Source organism: Paenibacillus sp. MSJ-34 (assembly GCF_018918005.1).
Lineage (GTDB): Bacteria > Bacillota > Bacilli > Paenibacillales > Paenibacillaceae > MSJ-34.
The window spans coordinates 84,818-105,297 of sequence record NZ_JAHLPR010000012.1 but is presented as its reverse complement, the minus strand read 5'-3'; the positions used below and the strand labels follow the sequence as shown (position 1 = coordinate 105,297).

At 50.3% G+C, this 20,480-nt stretch carries 16 protein-coding genes and 1 pseudogene; 9 read left to right on the top strand and 8 right to left on the bottom strand.

Annotation, left to right across the window (positions count from 1 at the left end; all coding sequences use genetic code 11):
* Positions 1-78 precede the first annotated feature (78 nt).
* Both KQI79_RS08415 and KQI79_RS08410 read right to left on the bottom strand, forming a co-directional pair.
* Positions 79-291 carry a helix-turn-helix domain-containing protein gene (locus KQI79_RS08415; protein WP_216537784.1) on the bottom strand — a complete coding sequence of 71 codons (213 nt, stop codon included), beginning with the start codon at positions 289-291 and terminating at the stop codon, positions 79-81.
* Positions 288-593, bottom strand: a complete 306-nt coding sequence (locus KQI79_RS08410; RefSeq protein WP_216537783.1) for a hypothetical protein — start codon at positions 591-593, stop codon at positions 288-290. Before KQI79_RS08410 ends, KQI79_RS08415 begins: the two co-directional genes overlap by 4 nt.
* A gap of 290 nt (positions 594-883) precedes the next feature.
* Here KQI79_RS08410 and KQI79_RS08405 point away from each other — a divergent pair, with 290 nt between their 5' ends.
* From KQI79_RS08405 to KQI79_RS08395, 3 genes and pseudogenes are all read left to right on the top strand, one after another.
* Entirely contained in the window at positions 884-1,303 is a 420-nt protein-coding gene (locus tag KQI79_RS08405) for a helix-turn-helix domain-containing protein (RefSeq protein WP_216537782.1), read from the top strand.
* Between the two features lie 569 nt (positions 1,304-1,872).
* Positions 1,873-3,156: pseudogene (locus KQI79_RS08400) on the top strand (ABC transporter ATP-binding protein); the annotation flags it as partial.
* The gene (locus tag KQI79_RS08395) at positions 3,153-5,039 is read left to right on the top strand and encodes an ABC transporter ATP-binding protein (protein ID WP_216537781.1); all 1,887 of its coding nucleotides are present in this window, start codon (positions 3,153-3,155) and stop codon (positions 5,037-5,039) included. The pseudogene KQI79_RS08400 and the gene KQI79_RS08395, both read left to right, overlap by 4 nt.
* Positions 5,040-5,203: 164 nt before the next feature.
* Here KQI79_RS08395 and KQI79_RS08390 read toward each other — a convergent pair whose 3' ends face one another.
* Together KQI79_RS08390 and KQI79_RS08385 are read right to left on the bottom strand one after the other, a co-directional pair.
* On the bottom strand, positions 5,204-6,973 hold the full coding sequence (locus KQI79_RS08390) for a methyl-accepting chemotaxis protein (RefSeq protein WP_216537780.1): 1,770 nt from the start codon (positions 6,971-6,973) through the stop codon (positions 5,204-5,206).
* Positions 6,974-7,215: 242 nt separating this feature from the next.
* Positions 7,216-9,471, bottom strand: a complete 2,256-nt coding sequence (locus KQI79_RS08385) for a YusW family protein (protein ID WP_216537779.1) — start codon at positions 9,469-9,471, stop codon at positions 7,216-7,218.
* Between the two features lie 65 nt (positions 9,472-9,536).
* Between KQI79_RS08385 and KQI79_RS08380 the strand changes: the two genes are divergently transcribed.
* Positions 9,537-9,680, top strand: a complete 144-nt coding sequence (locus KQI79_RS08380) for a hypothetical protein (RefSeq protein ID WP_216537778.1) — start codon at positions 9,537-9,539, stop codon at positions 9,678-9,680.
* A 450-nt stretch (positions 9,681-10,130) separates the two neighbouring features.
* On the opposite strand, the gene KQI79_RS08375 is transcribed toward KQI79_RS08380, so the two are convergent.
* Genes KQI79_RS08375 through sigI form a run of 3 tightly spaced genes read right to left on the bottom strand, consistent with a single transcriptional unit; the run spans position 10,131 to position 12,543 of the window.
* Positions 10,131-10,301, bottom strand: coding sequence for a hypothetical protein (locus KQI79_RS08375; RefSeq protein WP_216537777.1), 171 nt, complete (start codon positions 10,299-10,301; stop codon positions 10,131-10,133).
* A 23-nt stretch (positions 10,302-10,324) separates the two neighbouring features.
* Complete coding sequence (locus tag KQI79_RS08370; RefSeq protein ID WP_216537776.1) at positions 10,325-11,818, bottom strand: anti-sigma-I factor RsgI family protein; 1,494 nt, start codon at positions 11,816-11,818, stop codon at positions 10,325-10,327.
* Positions 11,819-11,826: 8 nt separating this feature from the next.
* Entirely contained in the window at positions 11,827-12,543 is a 717-nt protein-coding gene (gene sigI, locus KQI79_RS08365) for an RNA polymerase sigma-I factor (RefSeq protein WP_216537775.1), read from the bottom strand.
* A 247-nt stretch (positions 12,544-12,790) separates the two neighbouring features.
* Between sigI and KQI79_RS08360 the strand changes: the two genes are divergently transcribed.
* The 5 genes from KQI79_RS08360 to KQI79_RS08340 all read left to right on the top strand — a co-directional run bounded on the left by KQI79_RS08360 (position 12,791) and on the right by KQI79_RS08340 (position 20,013).
* Entirely contained in the window at positions 12,791-13,759 is a 969-nt protein-coding gene (locus tag KQI79_RS08360) for an ABC transporter permease (RefSeq protein ID WP_216537774.1), read from the top strand.
* 14 nt (positions 13,760-13,773) lie between these two features.
* Positions 13,774-14,661: a carbohydrate ABC transporter permease gene (locus KQI79_RS08355; protein ID WP_216537773.1), complete on the top strand. Its 888-nt coding sequence runs from the start codon at positions 13,774-13,776 to the stop codon at positions 14,659-14,661.
* Between the two features lie 73 nt (positions 14,662-14,734).
* Entirely contained in the window at positions 14,735-16,417 is a 1,683-nt protein-coding gene (locus tag KQI79_RS08350; RefSeq protein WP_483311372.1) for an extracellular solute-binding protein, read from the top strand.
* Between the two features lie 91 nt (positions 16,418-16,508).
* Entirely contained in the window at positions 16,509-18,413 is a 1,905-nt protein-coding gene (locus KQI79_RS08345; RefSeq protein WP_216537771.1) for a cache domain-containing sensor histidine kinase, read from the top strand.
* Positions 18,406-20,013: a response regulator transcription factor gene (locus KQI79_RS08340; RefSeq protein ID WP_216537770.1), complete on the top strand. Its 1,608-nt coding sequence runs from the start codon at positions 18,406-18,408 to the stop codon at positions 20,011-20,013. The genes KQI79_RS08345 and KQI79_RS08340 overlap by 8 nt, the downstream gene beginning before the upstream one ends.
* Here KQI79_RS08340 and KQI79_RS08335 read toward each other — a convergent pair.
* Entirely contained in the window at positions 19,961-20,404 is a 444-nt protein-coding gene (locus tag KQI79_RS08335; RefSeq protein ID WP_216537769.1) for a threonine/serine exporter family protein, read from the bottom strand. The two genes, KQI79_RS08340 and KQI79_RS08335, sit on opposite strands and share 53 nt — an antisense overlap.
* Between the last annotated feature and the right edge of the window lie 76 nt (positions 20,405-20,480).

Genomic DNA, 20,480 nt, shown 5'->3' with positions numbered 1-20,480 from the left:
CTCTTGCTGTTTATCAGACCCATTGAATAAGCCTCCTCTTGCTGACCGCGTTCCTTCGTCTGTACACCCCTGATGCATTTAGGCTGTTTTGCTAATCTCATTCGAATCAAGCCCGAGCGCCTGGGCGATTTTCGGAATAAAACTTCTTCCAGAACGCTCACCGATCATGATCAGGTAAATATAGTTGCTGCTGGTTCCGACTTCGGCAGCTAATTGATATTGCGTCTTACCCATTTCGATAAGACGTTTCTTGATGATCACGCCAACGGGCGACAGTTTACGTTTTTTCATGTAGGTTCACCTGCTTCGATTCTTTCTCTTAGAACTTCCCGCCTGCCAACTTCCTTCCCAATGGTACGGAGCAAGTTGTCGGTCGCTGCAATTTTCGCGCTGTATTCCATCACGATGCGATTTAGTTCCTCGACATACTGACGTTTTCGTTCTTCCAGCATATCCCCCAAAGCATCTAATACACTTTCTTGGGCAGCGGTTGCGATGACGATGTTTTCCGGAGTAGAAAAGTCTATGTTGTCGATCAGCTTGCGAATTACGGATGAAGTTTCATCCATTTGCTTCTTCAATGTCTCATGCATCCAAGTTCCTCCTTTCCTGCCGGTGTAAATCTACATTGTTGCTATTCAATTTTCAAAGAGCGGACTTACAAAAAAACTCTTGAATACATCACCCCTTTTGTTAAGGTGCAATACTTTTGATTTTTTTGGTCAAGGAGCATAGTTTCATCTGTCTTTGACCCGCGATGTGTGATAAGATTTTGATGTGGTTTCCTATCTATCTATCATTATAGATGTGAATTCACATCATGTCAACGGTAAATATGCTTTTTTACATCAAAAATAATCCATTTGCGAGGTGAATAAACATCATGAAAACAATAGGGGAAAGAATTGCCTTTCTTCGAGAATCCAAGGGTTTAAACCAGCGGGAACTTATGAAATTATTGAGTTTTAACAACTTAAGTAGGTTCGAAAGGAATGAAATGAAACCAGGGATTGAAATTGTAGTTGCTTTAGCGGAGTTTTTTGATGTTTCAACTGACTGGTTGTTAACAGGGAAGGAGAGAACCGTTGATGCTAAATCACATCAATCTCAAGTATCGGCGTCAGATTTGGAATTGTTAGCAAAGTTTCATCAGTTGGAAGAAAAGGAGCAATGGAAAATCGAAGAGCGCATCGAGGTATTACTGGAACTGGCAGATAAGAAGTCTGACAGTTCTAGCAAACAGAGGTCGTCAACTTCATCGAGTACAGACGGAAGAGAAGAAGCAGCTTCTAAACCGGCTTAATTTTTTTGGTCAAAATGATAGGCTTTTCTATCTTTTTTTGTCCCTTTGCTTTTAAATTAATTTTACTTCACAATACAGCCGGAATACCGCACCACGACTGCAATGGGACAGGCTTCGCTTGTTTTTTCTGAAATGTCCCTTTGCTCCGCGACTGTTTTTTGCCGTTTTCCGCCGACTTTTTGGAATTCTTTAACGAGATATAACGAATTCGTTAATTCAGCGAAGCCTTGATGCATTTGGTTTTTTGCGATTTTATCACATTCCTATCAACGCCGAATAACGCTCATTGACGGGCCGTTAAAACGCGACACCTATTTTTGAACGAGTTCCGATTGTGGTATGATTGAAGCACAACACGAAGAAACGCCGAAAACCTTTATGTATCAAGGCTACAGCGCTTTTTTTATCCTCTATCCGCACTTATCAGTTGCGCGATTTTTATTTTCATCTTTTTTGTCATTGGTTTTCAGACATTGTCCCAGCCAATCCCCAGTAAAATCGGTCTTTCCCGCGTTTTCCCGGATCGTTTTTTGTCCCCTTATCTTTGTCAATTATCTTGAGAGAGTACAGTATCGAAGGATGCGAAGCTGTCGCTCATTCTTGTGGCGGTCATTCCGATTCTCGTCGGGGCCATTCTCCTCGTCGTCAGCAAAGGAATGCCGCTCTTCAAAGCGATGCAGGTGAAACTCGACAAGCTTAATCTCGTGCTGCGGGAGGGGCTGACCGGAATTCGCGTCATTCGCTCGTTCAATCGCGACGGTTACGAGCAGCGGCGCTTCGATCAAGCGAACCGCGATTTGACGGAAACGGCGATTAAAGTCAATAAAATTATGGCGTCGCTTATGCCGGTCATGATGCTTGTCATGAATTTCTCGAGCATTGCGATCATTTGGTTCGGCGGAATCCGGATCGACAGCGGGGATATGCAGGTCGGTTCGTTAATGGCTTTCCTTCAATATGCGATGCAAATTATGTTCTCGCTGCTGATGATGTCGATGATGTTCGTCATGATTCCTCGCGCTTCGGTCTCTGCGGTGCGGATTAACGAAGTGCTGGATATGGTTCCTGATATCAAGGATGCGCCGCAGGTGCAGCAAGCCGGCGGCAATGAAGGGTATGTCGAGTTTCAAGACGTTACCTTCAGCTATCCGGGCGCGGAAGAGCCGGCGCTTACGAATATTTCGTTCCGCACCGGTCCGGGGGAAATTACAGCCGTTATCGGCGGGACCGGATCGGGCAAGTCGACGTTGATCAGTCTCATCCCAAGATTTTACGATGTCGATGAAGGCGCCGTGTTCGTGGACGGGGTCGATGTGCGGAGCATGTCCCAGGAAGCGCTGCGCGCCAAAATCGGGTTCGTTCCGCAGAAGGCGGTCCTGTTCTCGGGAACGATCGCGGACAATATCCGTTACGGCAACGAGAAGGCGACGGAGGAAGAAGTGAAGCATGCGGCGGATATTGCGCAGGCGTCCGAATTTATTGCAGGCATGAAGGACGGCTTCGACTCGGTCATCGCGCAAGGCGGAACGAACGTCTCAGGCGGGCAGAAGCAGCGCTTGTCGATCGCGCGGGCGCTTGTTAGAAAGCCGGCGGTTTATATATTCGACGACAGCTTCTCGGCGCTCGACTTTAAAACCGACGCCAAGCTGCGCGCCGCGTTGAAGCAAGAAACGGCGGAGGCGGCTGTCATCATCGTCGCGCAACGCGTCAGCACGGTTATGGATGCGGATCGCATCATCGTCCTTGACGAAGGGCGTATTGCAGGGATCGGCAAGCATCAAGAGCTGATGGATACTTGCGGCGTATACCGCGAAATCGTATCCTCGCAGCTCTCGGAGGAGGAGATAGCATGAGTGCGCAAAGCAGACAAGGGCCGTCCCTCGGCGGACCGGGCAGGGGCCCCGGCGGCGGCCCGCCGGGGATGGGCATGCCTGTACAGAAGGCCAAAGATTTCAAAGGCACGCTCAAACGGCTGATACAATATTTAAAACCGCATCGGGTCAAGCTGATTGCCGTATTCGTCGCGGCCATTATCAGCACCGTATTCACGATTGTCAGCCCGAAAATATTGGGGAATGCGACGACGAAGCTGTTCGAAGGCATTATGATGAAAATAAACGGCGTGCCGGGTGCGGCGGTCGATTTCCAATACATTTGGCAGTTGATTATGATATTGGCCGGACTATATGTCATCAGCGCGCTGTTCGCCTATATCCAACAATATATTATGGCGGGCGTGTCGCAGAGAACCGTCTACGATTTGCGCAAACAAGTCAACGCCAAACTGGCGAAGCTGCCGCTGAAATTTTTCGACTCGCGCACGAACGGGGAAATTTTGAGCCGGGCCGTCAACGACGTCGACAATATTAGCAATACGTTGCAGCAAAGCTTGATGCAACTCATCACCTCGATCGTGACGCTTGTCGGCGTCATCGTGATGATGCTGACCATCAGCCCGATCATGACTTTGATCGTTATCTTGACGCTGCCGCTCAGCTTCTTTGTGACCAAATCGGTCGCGACCCGGTCGCAGAAACATTTCGCTAGCCAACAAAAGGCGCTGGGCGAATTAAACGGCCACGTGGAAGAAATGTTCACAGGCCACAAAGTGGTCAAAGCGTTCGGCAACGAGCAAAAATCGATTGCCAAGTTCGACGAAATAAACGAGGAGTTATACCAATCCGGCTGGAAGGCGCAGTTTATTTCCGGCATTATTATGCCGCTCATGATGTTTGTCGGCAATATCGGCTATGTGCTCGTCAGCGTCGTAGGGGGCCTGCTGGTGACGAAAAGAGCGATTGAAATCGGGGATATTCAAGCGTTTATTCAATACGCCAGACAGTTCACGCAGCCGATCTCGCAACTGGCCAATATCGCCAATGTCATTCAATCGACTATCGCTTCGGCCGAGCGGGTATTCGAACTGCTCGACGAGGAGGAGGAAGTGCCGGAGGCGGAGAATGCGAAGCGTATCGCGTCGCCGCGGGGCGATGTCCGTTTCGAGAACGTGAAGTTCGGTTATAAAGACGACTCTCCGCTAATGAAACAATTGAACATTGACGTGAAACAAGGACAGACGGTGGCGATCGTGGGGCCGACCGGGGCCGGCAAGACGACGCTGATCAATTTGCTGATGCGCTTCTATGAAGTGAACGACGGCAAAATTACGATCGACGGCGTCGGCATTACGGAGATGGAGCGCGGCAAATTGCGCGGCTTGTTCGGCATGGTGCTCCAGGACACATGGCTCTTCAACGGAACGATCCGCGACAATATCGGATACGGGCGCGAAGGAGCGGCCGAGCGGGAGATTATCCATGCGTCGAAAGCGGCGCATGCCGACCATTTCATCCGGACGCTGCCGGACGGGTATGATACGATTTTGAACGAGGAAGCGTCGAACATCTCCCAAGGGCAGAAGCAATTGCTGACGATTGCCCGTGCGATCCTGGCCGATCCGGCGATTCTGATCTTGGACGAAGCGACAAGCAGCGTGGATACGCGCACCGAAGTGTATATCCAGAAAGCGATGAACGAATTGATGAAAGGCCGCACCAGCTTCGTGATCGCGCATCGGCTTTCCACGATCCGCGACGCCGATATTATTCTCGTCATGAAGGACGGCGACGTGATCGAGAAGGGAACGCATGAAGAACTGCTTGCGCAAACCGGCTTTTACGCCGATCTATACAACAGCCAGTTTACGGGCGGCAGCTTGCAGCAGGAAGTGGGCTAAAACCCAATTGTCCGCCAGGGAAAAACACTCGCTATCGCAGCCGTGCGCAAGCTTTATGACCGGCTCGAGTGTCGACGAGAACGGCGGATTGACGCTGTAAGTTAATTCAACAACAAATAACCCCGGCATCGCATCTTATCGAGCCGGGGTTATTCTCTCTATTTTTAATCGCGATCGCGGTCAATCTTAAATCGATGTACCGTTTCCTGCAATTGCTCCGCCATTTCGGCCAGATTGTTCGAGGCGGCCGAGATTTCTTCCATAGAAGCGTTTTGTTCTTCCGCCGCTGCTGCCACTGTCTCCGCATTGGCCGCCGACTCTTCGGAGATCGCGGCAACATCGCGTATGTAACGAACCAACGATTGCGACGCTTCGTTCATTTGCCGGATCGCTTCGTTCATCTCACCCGCTTGCACGGTTACTTGCTCGATCGCTTGATAAATATCGTTGAACGAACCGCCCGCTTGACGCACCATATCGATTCCGCTCTGCACCGTTGACCTACCGTCTGTCATCGCATCGATCGCTTGGACGGCGCCCGATTGAATTTCCCCAATGAGTTCGCTAATTTGCTCGGCCGCCGCGCTCGATTGTTCGGCTAATTTACGCACTTCGCCTGCCACGACGGCAAATCCGCGCCCTTGTTCTCCCGCTCTGGCCGCTTCGATCGCCGCATTGAGCGCCAACAAATTCGTCTGCGCCGCAATTTCAGAGATCAACTCGATGATGCTGCCGATTTGCTGCGACTTGTCGCCGAAAGTATGAACAACTCCCGCCGCTGCCGAGACTTTCTCATGAATGGCGTTCATCGTGTCGACCGCTTGGCGGACGACTTGATTCCCTTCGCCGGCAATCGCCGAAGCTTGCCTTGATGACGCATGGACCGTCTGGAACGTTGCCGTCATCGTCTCGAGACCTTCCGACATCTCCGTTACGTTGCGTGTCGTTTCATTGATCCCCGCGACTTGCCGTTCGGCCCCGCTCGCCATCTCTTGGATCGAGCCGGCGATTTGCTCGGCCGCTTTGCTCGTCTGCTCCGAACCGGCCATCAATTGCTGCGAAGTGGCGGCTACCTGCATCGAATGGAGCGACACTTGCCCGATCAATTCCTTCAGATCGTGAACCATTTGGTTGAAGTTGCGGTTGAGATCGCCGACCTCGTCCCGGTTGCGAATGTTTTGCAGGTCGATCGTCAAGTCGCCTTCGGCGATCCGTTTGGCTTTGACCGCCAAGGTCGAGATCGGCTTGCTGAGGCTGCTCGCAAACCACACGATGATCGCCGTTCCGAGGAGGATCGAGACGATCAACGTAAGAATCAGCTTCGTTAAAATATCGTTGGCGCTGCTGTTAAAATCCATTAAATAGGTTCCGCCTACGACGACCCAGCCCCAATAGGGATCCAGCTTGGCGTAAGCCAACTTGGCGGCGATCACGTCCGGCTCGTTCGGCAAGGCGAATTCGTAAGTGGTGAAACCGCCGCCGTTCGTCGCTTTTTCAATCAGTTCCCTGGTGAAATAGCGCCCGTCTTTCGTTTGCGAATCCCATGAATTTTGCCCTTCCGTAATCGGCGAAGCAAGAGTCATCCCTTGCTTGTCAAGGACGAGCAAATAACCGTTCTCCCCTAAATCGATGCTCTTGTCGATCGGCCTTTTGCCGTTCGCGTCTTTCTCCCCGAGAATTTCGATCTTTACCGCTTCTTGCGCTTCTTCTAACGTCATGCTGCCGTTCTTCACTTGCCAATCCATCACTTCGATTAATTTTAGCGTAAAATTGACGGAATTTTGCAGCCCGGTTCCGCCAAGGTCCTCCAGATTGGTCTTGGCCGATTGATATCCGATCATTCCTACCGTAAGGCTAGGTACAGCCAACAAAAGGATTGAAACAATCATTAATTTCATACGTATGGTTAGTCTCATATTTTTGATCCGATGCATATACTCACCCTCCTAAGAAGTATAAGTATATATCGACAATTTTCGATATTATATTATAGTATTCGACAAAAATTTCTAATTCATATCGCCCTCACCGCAAACGAAAAGCCCCCGGCGCATCTTGTACCGATGCGCCGGGGGCCGGCTCATGTGTCGTTATCAACTTTTTTGGGTAAAAACAGAAACGCAACATGATTTTCTTTCGACTTCCATATTTGCAAATTGCGATTTATTTGCTTATCTTACTTATCTTTTTTGTTCTTGTGGTCTTTCTTGTCGTGCTTCTCATCGTGTTTTTGATTTTTGTCCGTTTCGATCTCGATTTCTTTGCCGTTCGCGAATTTGATTTCGATATCCAGCTTTTTCAGGTTCTTTTCATTCAAGTCCAAGAGGGCAGCGGCTTTGTCGATTACTTGCTGCTTGGTCATATCCGGCGTGAAATTCGCTTGTTTCAGGAAATTTTCCACAAATTTGACTGCCTCTTGACCTTCTATCTTTTCTTTTTTCTTGTTTTGCGCTTGTTTTTCGACTTCGGCTTTTACTTTCCCGTCTTTGTTCTCGTATTCCAACTCGATTTTCCCATTGCCCGGGTATTCGGCCTCCAACTCGAACTTGCGGATGTCGATATTCGGATTGGACGGAACGTCAGGCTCATTGTTGAACTTTTTATCTACCGTAATGCTTTTGCCGTTGGCAAACAGAATGTTCACTTTCAAGGCTTGAATCGAATTGTCCGACACATTCAATGCGGCGAGGACGCGTTTTTGCACTTCGTCTTTCGTCATTTCCGACGTTAGATTCATTTGCGTCAACAAGTTTTTCACTAGAGCGACCGCATTGCCGTCTTTGTACGTCTGGCCTTTATTCACGATTTCAGCGCTTAACGTGCCGTGTTCGTTGTGAAAACGAAGCGAATATTGCTCTTTGTTGGTAAAATCAATCTTTACTTGAAAATCGACGAACGCCGATGCGATATCGGATTGGTCGAGCAGATAAGCTTCAACGACGGTGTTGTTCCGGACAACGAGGCTGACCATATGGCTGACGGACAATTGATCCGCACGAATGGTGCTGTTGCCGAACTTTACGGTTAATTGCTTAGGAATATCGTAAGACAGCGTTCCTCCGGCAAAGCTAATGATTGTAATGCGGCCGGTCGTCTCGTCGTTGTTGAAACGGATTTCGCTAATTCTGCCGCTTACTCGTACCGAATCCGCCGTTTTTTGATCCACGATCGTTCTCTTTCCATTTGCGAAATAGACATTGACATAGATCGATTGCGTCGAACTTTCGGCAATATTCAATGCCGAGAGGACGCGGCTTTTTACTTCCTCTTTGCTCATATCGGAGTCGATGCTCATGGACGCAAGCAGCTTCTTGGCCTGCTCGACCGCCGCTTCGTCTTTCGTAACTTGGCCGCGGTTTGCAATTTCAGCGTTCGCCCGGCCGAATCGGTCGTTATATTGAAGCGAGTATTCCTGCCCGTCGGTAAAACTTATTCGAACCGTAACATCGACTACGGCAGAAACCGCGTCTTGCGAGCTCAATATTGCGGCTTCGAGAACTTTGTTGTCTTTCACGACAAAAGTGACTAAATCGTCTTTCACAAGCTGGTCGGCGCGAATGTAGCGATCGCCGTATTTCACCGGCAGCTGCGAAGAAATCGAATAGGTGAAAGTACCGCCTGCGAAACTGTTCACTGTAACGCTGCCTGTCGTTTCCGCGGAACCGTTCGCCGATTCGAAACGGATATCTGCAATTTTGCCGCTGACGCGTACCGCGCCGATCGTATCGTTGATTCCGTCGTTGGTCCGGTCAAGCAGCGCGGCCAACTCCGCTCGGGTTACGCCTTTGTTCGGCAGGAACGTTCCGTTCGGATAACCGCTGATCAAATTGCGTTCGACCGCAACGTTGACATAGCCGACCGCTCCGGCCGGGATGGCTTTCGCATCTTTGAAATCCGGCTTTACGGACATTTGGTTCAACGCATCCTGTTGCAATCCGAGCGATTTCACCAACAAGGCCGACACCCATACGCGGCTTGCCGGTTTTTCCGGCATAATTTTGTCTTCCGACGTATCGAACAGGCCGTGTTCCAAGGCGACAGCTATGTACCCTTTGGCCCATTTATATTTATGATCGATTTGGTTCGCATCCTTAAAGTGCAGCTTCGTGTCTTCCGGCTTCGCCTTCGCTTCGTCTTCCAGACCCATCAGGCGAACCGCAGCCACGATCGCTTCCACCCGCGTAACCGGTTGGTTCGGACGGAACGTGCCGTCTTCAAATCCTTGGAATACGTGCTTGAGCTGCATTTTGCCGATATATTCCCGCGCCCATGCGGCTTCGGATATATCTTTGAAGTCTATGCTAATTTCCTCCCGGTCTTTCTTTTTCTCCCCTTGGCCTTTTCCGCCTTTGTCCGCAAAAATGTTGCTGGCCAGCCCGAAGACCAATAAAAACGCCAGCATGAATACGGACGCTTTTCTAAACTGCTTCATCGTATCCTTCCTCTCCATTGTAATCGAATTGATCGATTAGTTATTACGTCCGGCAGTTTCGGTTTATGGGGGTAAGCGGGGAAAAAGCTGCCGCGCAACAAAAAATGACGACCGGTTTGGTCGTCATCGTCTGGAACAGGGGCTGTCGGCATGAAACCGACACTTCGCTCGCAGCCTTTCTAGATAACTGGGGAATGGGAGAAACCTGAGGGCCGATCACGCACTGGCGTTGCATTAACTTCTACCGCCCTGCTCCCCAAGTTCGGGGACACAGGAGACGCTAATTGTGACAAACGACCCGATTTCGGCCAGTTTGCGGACAGACGATCCTTTATTCGCGGCAAAAGCGTAAAAATAAGCCCTGCGACGAACGGATAACGGAACCAATGTCCGCCGAAACCGCGAATAAACGGTTTTGACGCAAATTAACGGTCGTACGGTCCGGATAGCCATTTCTCAATGCAACGCCGTTGCCGATAACGGGAAAAACCGGCGTTACATTGCCTATTTTCGAGTGATGGCCTCATTTAGATGGATTTTCTACCGTTAATCATGCCCAAAAGGCCTTAGTGCCCGGCAACGGTCTGAATTAGAGGTAGAAAATGGAGCTAAAATGGGCTGAGGGCTTATAACCAAGGGAATAGCGGCAGTTTTTACCGTTAATTCCTGCCGGCTGTTGCGGCTGCGTGCGAGTATAAGCGTGCAACGCCGCGTTCCGCTCCGTTCATACCCGTCTCCGCCGCCGCGAAATCGCCGGATCCTTCCGCTTCTTCGTCAGCCCGTTCCTTGCCATGACGATTTGCTGACGATGCGGCCGTCACGGTCTTCATCTCCGCGCCGGATCCTTCCGGCCTTACTCATCCCGTGCTTCGCCGTTTCGATTGCCGCCGTCACGGTCGTCACGGTCGTCTCCGTGGTCGCGGCCGTCGCGGTCGTGCCAATGATGATCACGCTTATTGCCTTTCTCGCGTTCCTGTTTGGCGCCGCCGCCTGCTTTGTCACCGTCCGCTCTGTCTCCGTCCTTATATTTGTCCTTGTCGCAATCTTTTCCTTTATCCTTATCTCTATCTTTCTTTTTGCTTTCGTTTATCCTGTCTTTCTTCTTGTTGTTATCACTCTCTTTATCTTCTTTGCCACGATCCCTGTCTTTATCTTTATCCTCAATGTCCCGCTTTTCCTTCTCTTTTTGCTGCTTTTCCTTTTCTTTCTCTTGCTTCTCTTTTGCCTTCTGCTCCTTCTCTCGTTCCTTTTCGGCTAGATTGCGTTGTTTCTCCTGTTCCTTTTCGGCTAGATTGCGTTGTTTCTCCTGCTCTTTCCGCTCCTCTTTTCTCGCTTTTTCCAGCTCTTTTTGCCGTTCCCGCTCGAGCTTTGCCTTTTCTTGCTGCTGCTTGGCTATTTGCTTCTCCCGGTTCTCTTGCTCTTTTTTCTTCTCTTTCTCCTCTTGCTCTCTGGCCTTCTCCTCTTCTTTCTTTTGCCGTTCTTGCTCGCTCTGCTTCCAATGTTCGTCCTGCTTCCGCTCTTCCGGCACTTCTTGCTTTCCTCGCTCTTCCGGATGCTCCTCCTTGGCCGCCGCCGTGCCCACCGGTTTCTCAAAGAACGTTTGCGGATTCATCCCCGCTTCGGATAGCGCCGTGACGAAGGAGCGGCTATGAAGCTCCTCGACGTCCAGATCGACGCCCATCTGCTTCGCTTGCTCGTATATGATATATTTGTTGACGGTTAAGCCGGTTTCCTGCGCCTTCTCCTTCTCCGTTAAACTGACGTTGTACACTTGGACTTTCACATCCTGATCGGAAGCGATCAGCTTCTGTTCGTCCACCGTAAATGCGGATTTGCCTAAATCGACGACCGAGACGAGAACGTATTTATGCTCGGTTAGCGGATCGAGGTAACCTTGTTCCCTCGCTTTGGCGATAATCGCTTGCGTCGCTTCGTAGACGCTTAATCCGATCAGCTCCTTCTTCCGAAGCAGCCATTCGGCGTCGTCGTTCACGAGCGATACTTGTTTCACCGTTCCCGCGTCATTCACCCATAGCTCGACGCTCGGGTTGATATCGATCGCAATCATCGCCGCGGCGGCATGATCCGGCGTGAAAACGCCAAGCGCCCGCAGCAGAAACGTCGCGCCGATCAGCAGAAGCAACGATGCCGCGATCGTGGCAATTCGCCTGCCGAGCAAGTTGCGGGCCGCCGCCGGCCGTTTGGGCTGCTGGAGATACCGTTCGGGAATGTCGATCGTTTCTCCCAATTCAGGCATCGGATTCCGGTGAGCGATGTTGCGGAATTTTCCGTCATCACACAGCACGACAATTTGATTTTCTGTCATTTTCATTACGACGCCGCGCATGTCCTTCTTCACTCCCCTATGTCCGCAAAAGATACGTTGCTGCGAATTTTGCCGAATTCGTCACATGTATAGATAAGTATGAGCGCGATCAAATATTTGCGGTTCCTTTCAATCGTTTTCCGGCTGACTTGAACCGTTTTGAGCATTTCTTTCACTGGCAATTGCTTCTTCTCATACAAATGGGCGAGCCATTCCGGCCGCTGCCCGCACTGCTTGGCAATTTGAATAAGACGAATGCGCGCATCCCTGTGATCGGGGGAGCAATCCTCCAACTCTTCCAGCTTGATGCCGTATTGCTGCAGCGTCTCGTCGTATCTTAGCAGCTCTTGGGCCAATTCGGCCTGCGCTTCCCGCTGCTCGTAAGCGGTCAAAGACGCTGCGATTTCGCCGGACACCGCTTCATATTCGTCATTCGCGTCCAGCACCAAGCTTTCCTTCTGCGACAGCTTTCCCTTTTTGCGAAATTCGTCCGTTAACCGGTTATGTATGATCATATAGGCGAAATTTTGAAACGACTTGCCGTGATTCGGCTCGAAACGGTCGATGGCTTCATTGAGAGCAATCAAGCCGATGCTGGATTCGTCGTCGTTCCATCCGATTTGCCTCTTACATATATGACTGACGGTTCGTATTACAAACGGGCGAAACTGCAGGATGAGCTGTTCGCGCGCCATGCTGTCGCCAGCTTGAATTTGCAGCAAGACATCCTCAACCGACTTCTCCATTTTCGAATCACTTCCTAGTACGATACTGCTACCTCATTTATGGGGGTTCTCCCCTCAAAAGAAATGTTACAAAAATTTAACCGAAGTGTAAACCTAGATTCGCTTGAAAAAACTGACATGCCGATCTGAAAAATAGCTACCAAATCAGAAATATGAATCCTTTTGCGCAATAAAAAAATCAATTACAATTGGATTACGACGAAAGCGCTTTCGTGACTTTTTTTCCTGATTTGGAGGTACGGCTAGCATGAACATCCGTCCAAGCTTCGACATTCCGTCGTCCCAATCCGCCGGCAGAGGAGCCAAGTTCAAGAAACTATGCTTGAAAATCGCTGCGCAAAAATATTTGCAGATCATGGCGCTTCTCGGCGTCATATGGATGATCGTCTTTAACTATTTTCCGATGTACGGATTGATCATCGCCTTTAAAGATTATAATATTGCCCGGCCGATCGCGGAAGCCCCTTGGGCTGGACTGGAACATTTCAAAGCGTTCATGGAAGACGACAACTTGACGAACGTCATTCGGAATACGCTTGGCATAAGTTTGATCAAGCTGATCATCGGCTTTCCGCTGCCGATCGTATTCGCGCTTTTCCTGAACGAATTGAGGTCGCTGCGGTTCAAGAGAGCGGTGCAGACGATATCCTACTTGCCTCATTTTTTGTCATGGGTCGTCTTGGGGGGCATTCTCGCCACATGGCTGGCGGACGTCGGGATCGTGAACCGGATTTTGCTGGCGCTGCATCTCATCCAGGAACCGATCAGTTATTTGGCGGAGCCGAACTACTTCTGGACGATCGTCATTACGTCGGATATATGGAAGGAGCTTGGCTGGTCGGCCATCATTTATTTGGCGGCGATTGCGGGGGTGTCTCCCGAATTGTACGAGGCGGCGACGATCGACGGGGCGGGACGATTTCAGAAAATGTGGTACGTGACGCTTCCTTGCATCAAAACGACGATCAGCATTTTATTTATTCTCGCGGTCAGCGGAGTGTTGACCTCCAATTTCGATCAAATTCTAGTGCTCCGCAATTCGTTGAACCAGAGCGCGAGCAATGTCGTCGACATCTATGTCTATCAGATAGGGATCGCTTCCGCAAGATATTCCTACGCTACGGCGGTCGGCCTGCTGAAATCGGTTATTGCCTTCATCCTGTTAATCATAGCAAATTCCGTCTCCAAACGATTGAACAATACATCCTTATTTTAAAGGCGGTTACGAATATGTCATCCCTTTTGCTCAAAAAACGAAAAAGTACCGCGTTTGATTACTTGAACGTTTTTCTGATGCTGATCATATGTTTCGCCACGCTCTACCCGATCTGGTACGTACTCGTTAATTCGCTGAACGAGGGGAAAGACGCCCTGAGAGGGGGCATTTATTGGTGGCCGAGAGTGTTCAGCCTGGAGAGTTATCAGGCCGTATTCGCCAATCCCGGCATTATGACGGCGATGGGCGTGACCGTAGCCAAGACGGTCGCGGGCACGATCGCGCATGTGCTGTTCACCGCCATGGTCGCTTACGCGTTCTCCAGGCAAGAACTCGTCGGCCGCAAATGGTATATGCTGCTCGGGACGGTGACGTTGTTTTTTAGCGGCGGTTTAATTCCTTACTTTTTATTAATCAAGGATTTGGGGATGCTCGACAACTTTCTGGTCTATATCATTCCCGCGCTGTTCAGCTTTTTCGATTTGATCATTTTCATGACGTTTTTCCGGGAAATCCCGGCAGGGCTGGAGGAGGCGGCGAGAATCGACGGAGCGAACGATTTTACGATCTTCTTCCGGGTGATCATTCCGGTATCGCTCCCGGTCGTGGCCACCATTGCGCTGTTTCACGGCGTCTATCAATGGAACGATTATTTTACAGGAATGATTTATATTAACAAATCCGAGCTGCAGCCGATTCAAACCTATTTATTCCGGGTCGTCGCGCAGGCCAGTTCGAATCAAATGATGGCGGCGATGCCGGGGGGCATTTCGAAAGGCGTCACTTCGCAGTCCATCAAACTGGCAACCATGGTCGTAACCACATTGCCGATCGTCGTCGTTTATCCGTTTTTGCAAAAATATTTCGTAAAAGGTTTCATGATCGGATCGATCAAAGGTTGAAACGAGTCGTAGCACAGCAAATCAGACTCAATTAAAAGGGGGAAGGGAAGAGATGAAGATGCATGGGGTAAAAATGAGATCGGTTCTTGCCATATTTGTTGCAGCGATACTATTGTTTGCTTTGGCGGCCTGCTCCGGATCCGGGACGAACAATAATTCGACCGCAGGGAAGGAGGAGCAGCCCGCCGAACAGAAGGAAACCGCGGCCCAGAACGAGACGGTTCAGCAGCCGTCGCCTGACGAACCGGGCTGGAAACAGGATACGTCGCCCATTACGTTCGATTGGTACTTGAACTTCTCCTGGTTTCCGAATAAATGGGGCGCCGATCCGACATCGCAATATGTGACGAAGAAAACCGGCGTCAACATTAATTTTATCGTTCCCGCGGGCAATGAGAACGAGAAGCTGAACACGATGATCGCATCGGGCACACTGCCGGATTTCATTACGTTAGGCTGGTGGGAGGACGGCGTCAGATCGATGATCGAAGGGGATATGGTGCTGCCGCTCAATCAATTGGCGGAAGAGTACGACCCGTATTTCTTCAAGGTCGCCGATCCGGCCAAGCTTTCCTGGTACACGAAGGAAGACGGCAACGTATACGTATATCCGAACGCGTCGTCGTCGCCGAAAGATTTCGAGAAGTACGGCGTCAATTACGTCTCCAACCAAACGTTTGTCGTCAGAAAGGACATGTATGAGGCGCTCGGCAAACCGGATATGAGAACGCCGGAAGGATTTCTGGACGCGCTCAAGGCGGCCAAGGAGAAATTCCCCGAAGTCGGGGGGCAGCCTCTGATCCCGTTCGGCATGCATGAATTTACGGATACCGGAAACGATTCCCTGGAAGACTATTTGGCAAATTTCCTGGCGATCCCGCGGGAGAAGGACGGCAAATTATACGATCGATTGAGCGATCCCGAATCGGTTCGTTGGCTCAAGACATTCCGCAAGGCGAACGAGATGGGCTTGCTTGCGAAAGATATTTTCATCGACAAGCGGCCGCAAATGGAAGAGAAGATCGCGCAGGGAAGATACTTCGCAATGCTCTATCAGCGCAGCGATTTTACCGCGCAGCAAAACGTATTGTACGCCCAAGACCCGAACTCGGTCTATATCGCGGTTGACGGCCCGGCCAACGCCAAGCTCGATCCGCCGACACTGAACGGTCCCGGCATTTCCGGCTGGACGGTGACGCTCATATCCAAGAACGTGAAAGACAAGGAGAGAGCGATCCGTTTCCTCAGCTATCTGCTGAGCGAAGAGGGACAGAAGGATCTATATCTCGGCGAGAAGGGATTTACCTACGACACGATCGACGGCAAAGACCAGTTCAAGCCGGAAGCGCTGGAACTGCTGAACACGGACCGTTCGGCGTTCGACAAGCAGTATGGCGCATCGTATACGTTCTGGATGCTGATGGATACGAATATGAATCTGCAATGGGCTCCGCCTAGCGTCGAGCCGTTCAAACAGATGGAGGATTGGACCAAAGGCAAGACGATCAGCGTCTCGCAATTCGATCAGTTGGACCCTCCCGCCAATTCCGAGGAAGGCATTTCCAAGACGAAAATCGATCAGTTGAAATCCGCGACGCTGCCCAAATTGTTGATGGCGAAATCGGACGAGGAATTCGATCATATCTTCGCGGAGTTTCTGGAGAAGAGGGAGCAAGCGGGCAATGCCAAGCTGGTTGCATACAAGCAAGTCAAATATGAGGAAAACGTGAAAAAGCTGCAGGAGTTTCTGAAATAACTCCGGCCGCGCCTGTTAAAAAACCCAGTTATGCTGGGTTTTTCGGCATGATCGGGGAGGTTGCCGTCAAGATCGCGATGGAGGGGGTATTATGATAAAACGCATTCATGCATGGCTTCATAGGTCGGGGATGCAACTGGAAGGACTTTCTTTGCAAACCCGATTGATCATCTCTTACGTGGTCATCATATTGCTCCCGATGACGCTGATTTCGACTTTGCTTTTTAACGAATTTAATCAAAATTATATTCGGGATATTTGGAAGAAGAGCGAATACATGCTGGAGATTGAAAAAGTCAATACCGACAACAATATCGAAACGATGGAGCGAATCGCCCAACTGACGATCTCGGACAAGGAGGTGCTCCATTATATCCAAAGGAACAGCGAGCCGGATCCGGACGAGCTTATGGAATTCAACGCTTACGCATTGTCCAATATCGTCAGAAACCAATACGCGAATCCGAATATCGAGCATATTCGAATCTATTCGAATAACGATTATATCAGCGAGCTTTGGCCGATTTTTTTCCATGAAAAAAGAATAGCGCAGAAATACTGGTACCCAAAGGTATTGGCGGCGGGAGGGCTCGAGCATTGGGAATTCGAGCAAACCGATACCGATATTATCCGCAGATATACGACCGAAAGGGAGAAAGGCGCGAAAATATCCATTTTCCGCAATATCGAATATCCGCAAGGCCGCCATGCGGGCATTTTGCAAATCGATATGCTCTTGAATCATTTTTTTCCGAAAACGTTCAGTACCGTTCAGGAACATCAGTCGCAAATGTTCGTCGCCGACCGCGCGCTGCGTATGTATTATAAACCGGACAGCCCGTTCCTGGAAGGTACGGGGCTGGATCCTCGCTATCTTCTGGCGCAGCTTGCGAAACGGGAGCAGGCGAAGGACGGACATTTCGAATTCAAGTATCAAGGCTCTTCCTTTCTCTGTACCTATATTTATCTCGACCGGTTGGACGCCTATATGTTGAATGTCGTTTCCTTGAACGAATTTTTTACGAACCTGTCCAACATCAAAAATTGGCTGATTCTCGCCAATATCGTACTGATTATCATCCTGTCGGTATCCACATACTTTCTCAATTCGTTGATTCTCAAGAAGCTTCGCATTCTGATCGATTCGATGAAAAAAGCGCGCAAAGGCGATTTCAACTTCGATATCGACATTCGGGCGGGCGGGGAAATAGGCGAATTAGTGTTGCATTTTCGGAAAATGCTGAGCAAATTGAACGGCCTGATCGCCGATGCGGTCCGCAAAAACGCGATCACGAAAGAAGCGGAATTGAAGACGCTCAAAAACCAGATCGACGCTCATTTCCTGTACAATTCATTGGAAAATATTAAAATGCTTGCGGAAATTGAAAATCAAATCGTCATCGCGGACGCGCTGACCTCGCTGGGCGGCATGATGAGATACAATATGAAATGGACAAGCGAATACGTCAGGCTGCAGGACGAAATCAATCATATCAAAAATTATATCTCGATCATGAATATCCGTTTTGACGACTGCATTTCGCTTAGGATCGATATCGATCCGGCCGATTTGGAACAGGAAGTGCTGAAAATGTCGTTGCAGCCGATCGTGGAAAATTCGGTCAAGCATGGCATGAAGTCGCTGGCGAAAGCCGGGCGGGAATTGACGATCGTTATTAGCGCCGTCGCCCGGGACGGCGAGATGGTCATCCGCATTTCGGATAACGGCTGTGGGATGCCGGCCGAGCGGGCGGAGTTTATCAACCGGACAATCTCGTTATCGGAGGAAGCGTTCGAACGTCAACAAGGGGGCGGCGCCGCCGGTCCGTTCGCGGGTGGCAGCGGCATCGGGCTGCGCAATGTCAATTGGAGGATTCGGTTGTATTACGGAGAGCAATACGGTATTCGGCTCGACAGCAAGGATGGCCTTTATACGGATGTATATATGAGAATTCCATACATGATGATGAGCGGAGGGTTGACGAAACATGCGTAGGCTCTTAATCGTAGACGACGAGAAAAATATTAGGCTCGGCTTGAAGGCGATGATCGAACGCGAATACCCCGGCATGTATGCGATTAAGACGGCTAGCGATGGGGCGGAAGCGTGGGAGCGTTGCTTGCGGATGCATGCCGAAATCGTCATTACCGATATTCGAATGCCCGAGATGGACGGCATTGCCTTGATCCAGTCGCTCGCCGAACTGGACGCCGGCCCGCATATCGTCATATTGAGCGGGTACGACGATTTTCAATATGCGAAGGAAGCGATCAAATACGGAGTGAAGGACTATTTGTTGAAACCGATCGTGCGCGAGGAATTAAGGCGGGCGTTGGAGCGGATCGACCGGGAAATGGCGCAGAACGAGCGGATATTGGAAAAATTGGAGGCGGCGGAGAAACAGGCGGAGGAAATACGCGGAAGCCTGCTCAATTATATCGTGATCAATCCCGATCTTCCGCAGCGGGAATTGGAGGACATCTGCGAACAGGTCCGCCTTCGGGATTTTGCCGGCCAATATTATGTCGGATTGATCAAGCTTTGGAGCGACAAGTTCGGGGAAGGCGAAGGAACGATGCAATGGGTTCTCCCGGCGATGTACGATGTGCAAACGGAGCTTGGCTGCCGAATCGTCCATTTTTGCGATAATGAAGGACAGCCGGTCGTCATCGCGGACGATGCCGAATTCGTCACCGGTTTGGCCGAACGTATGGCGAAGCCGGGCCATATCCGCTGCATGATCGGGCTAAGCGGCAAGGGCGAGGATGTGACGTTGCTAAGGCAATATTATTTGCAGGCGCAGAAGGCGTTGAAATACGGCTTGCTTCGGCCCGAGCCGGGATTGATTCCATATGAACGAATTCGAGACCGCTCCCGCGATTTTCAATTGCCGATGGAGCAAATTCGGAAACTGGCCAATATGCTGGGCACCGATCGGGAGGAAGATATGAACGGGTTGCTGCGGGACATTTTTGACATGGAAAAAATAGGACGTTACGATATTTTCTACGTTGAGGAGATTGGCGCAATGTTGAACGAGCATGTATTCGACCGGGTCTTGCACATGTACGGGGAAGAGTCGGCCCAAATTGCCGGCGCCTATCGGAAAGTGAAAAATATATACCATTTCGCGGGGTTTCACGATTATTACCGCAGCGTGCAGAACCTTCTATTTCAATTGAATGATTATGTGAGGCATGTCGTCTCGGCTCATGCGGAACATAAAGAGATGAAGAAGGCGGTTCAATATATTCAGGATCATTACGACAAAGATTTGAACATGGCGACGGTGTCGAATTACGTCTCCTTGAATTATACGTATTTCAGCCAGGCGTTCAAAGAATATACCGGAAGCAACTTCGTGCATTACCTGAAGCGCGTACGCGTAAGCAAGGCGAAGGAATTGTTGGCGAGGACGAATTTGCGAATCGGCGAAGTCGGCAGAATGGTCGGGTTCGAGCATGCCAAACATTTCAACCGGGTCTTTCGCGAAATCGAGGGCATTTCCGCTACGGAGTATCGGGATAAAGCGACCATCCATATTAGCGGCGAGACCGGGGAAATCCGGATGCCCTGCGAATCAGTTGATAGATGACTTCCGAGAAAATAAGGCCGACGGCGATCGCTCCCGAGATCAGCAGCGCCTTGACAGCAAGCTGCAGGGCGATATCATACCGGCTCTCGACGACATTCCTCATGGAATCGTAGGCTAATCCGCCCGGTACGAGCGGGATAATGCCGGCGACGTTAAATACGATAATCGGCGTCTTGTATATTTTCGCAAACAGTTGGCTCACGACCGCCACGACGAACGAGGCGAGCAATGTAGCCGGAACGGCCTCCAAATCCATACGCAAAGACAATATATAAACGATCCAGCCGAACATTCCGACGAACCCGCATTGCAGGAGCGTTTGTCTCGGAACGTTAAAGATGATGGCGAATGCGGCGGAAGCGATGAAACTAACGACAAGCTCGATCAGCATGGGATCCCCCTGTGAACACATTGAAAAATATCGCGGTTCGTTGCAACCGGCATAATGGAGCACTTAGCGCGCGTTG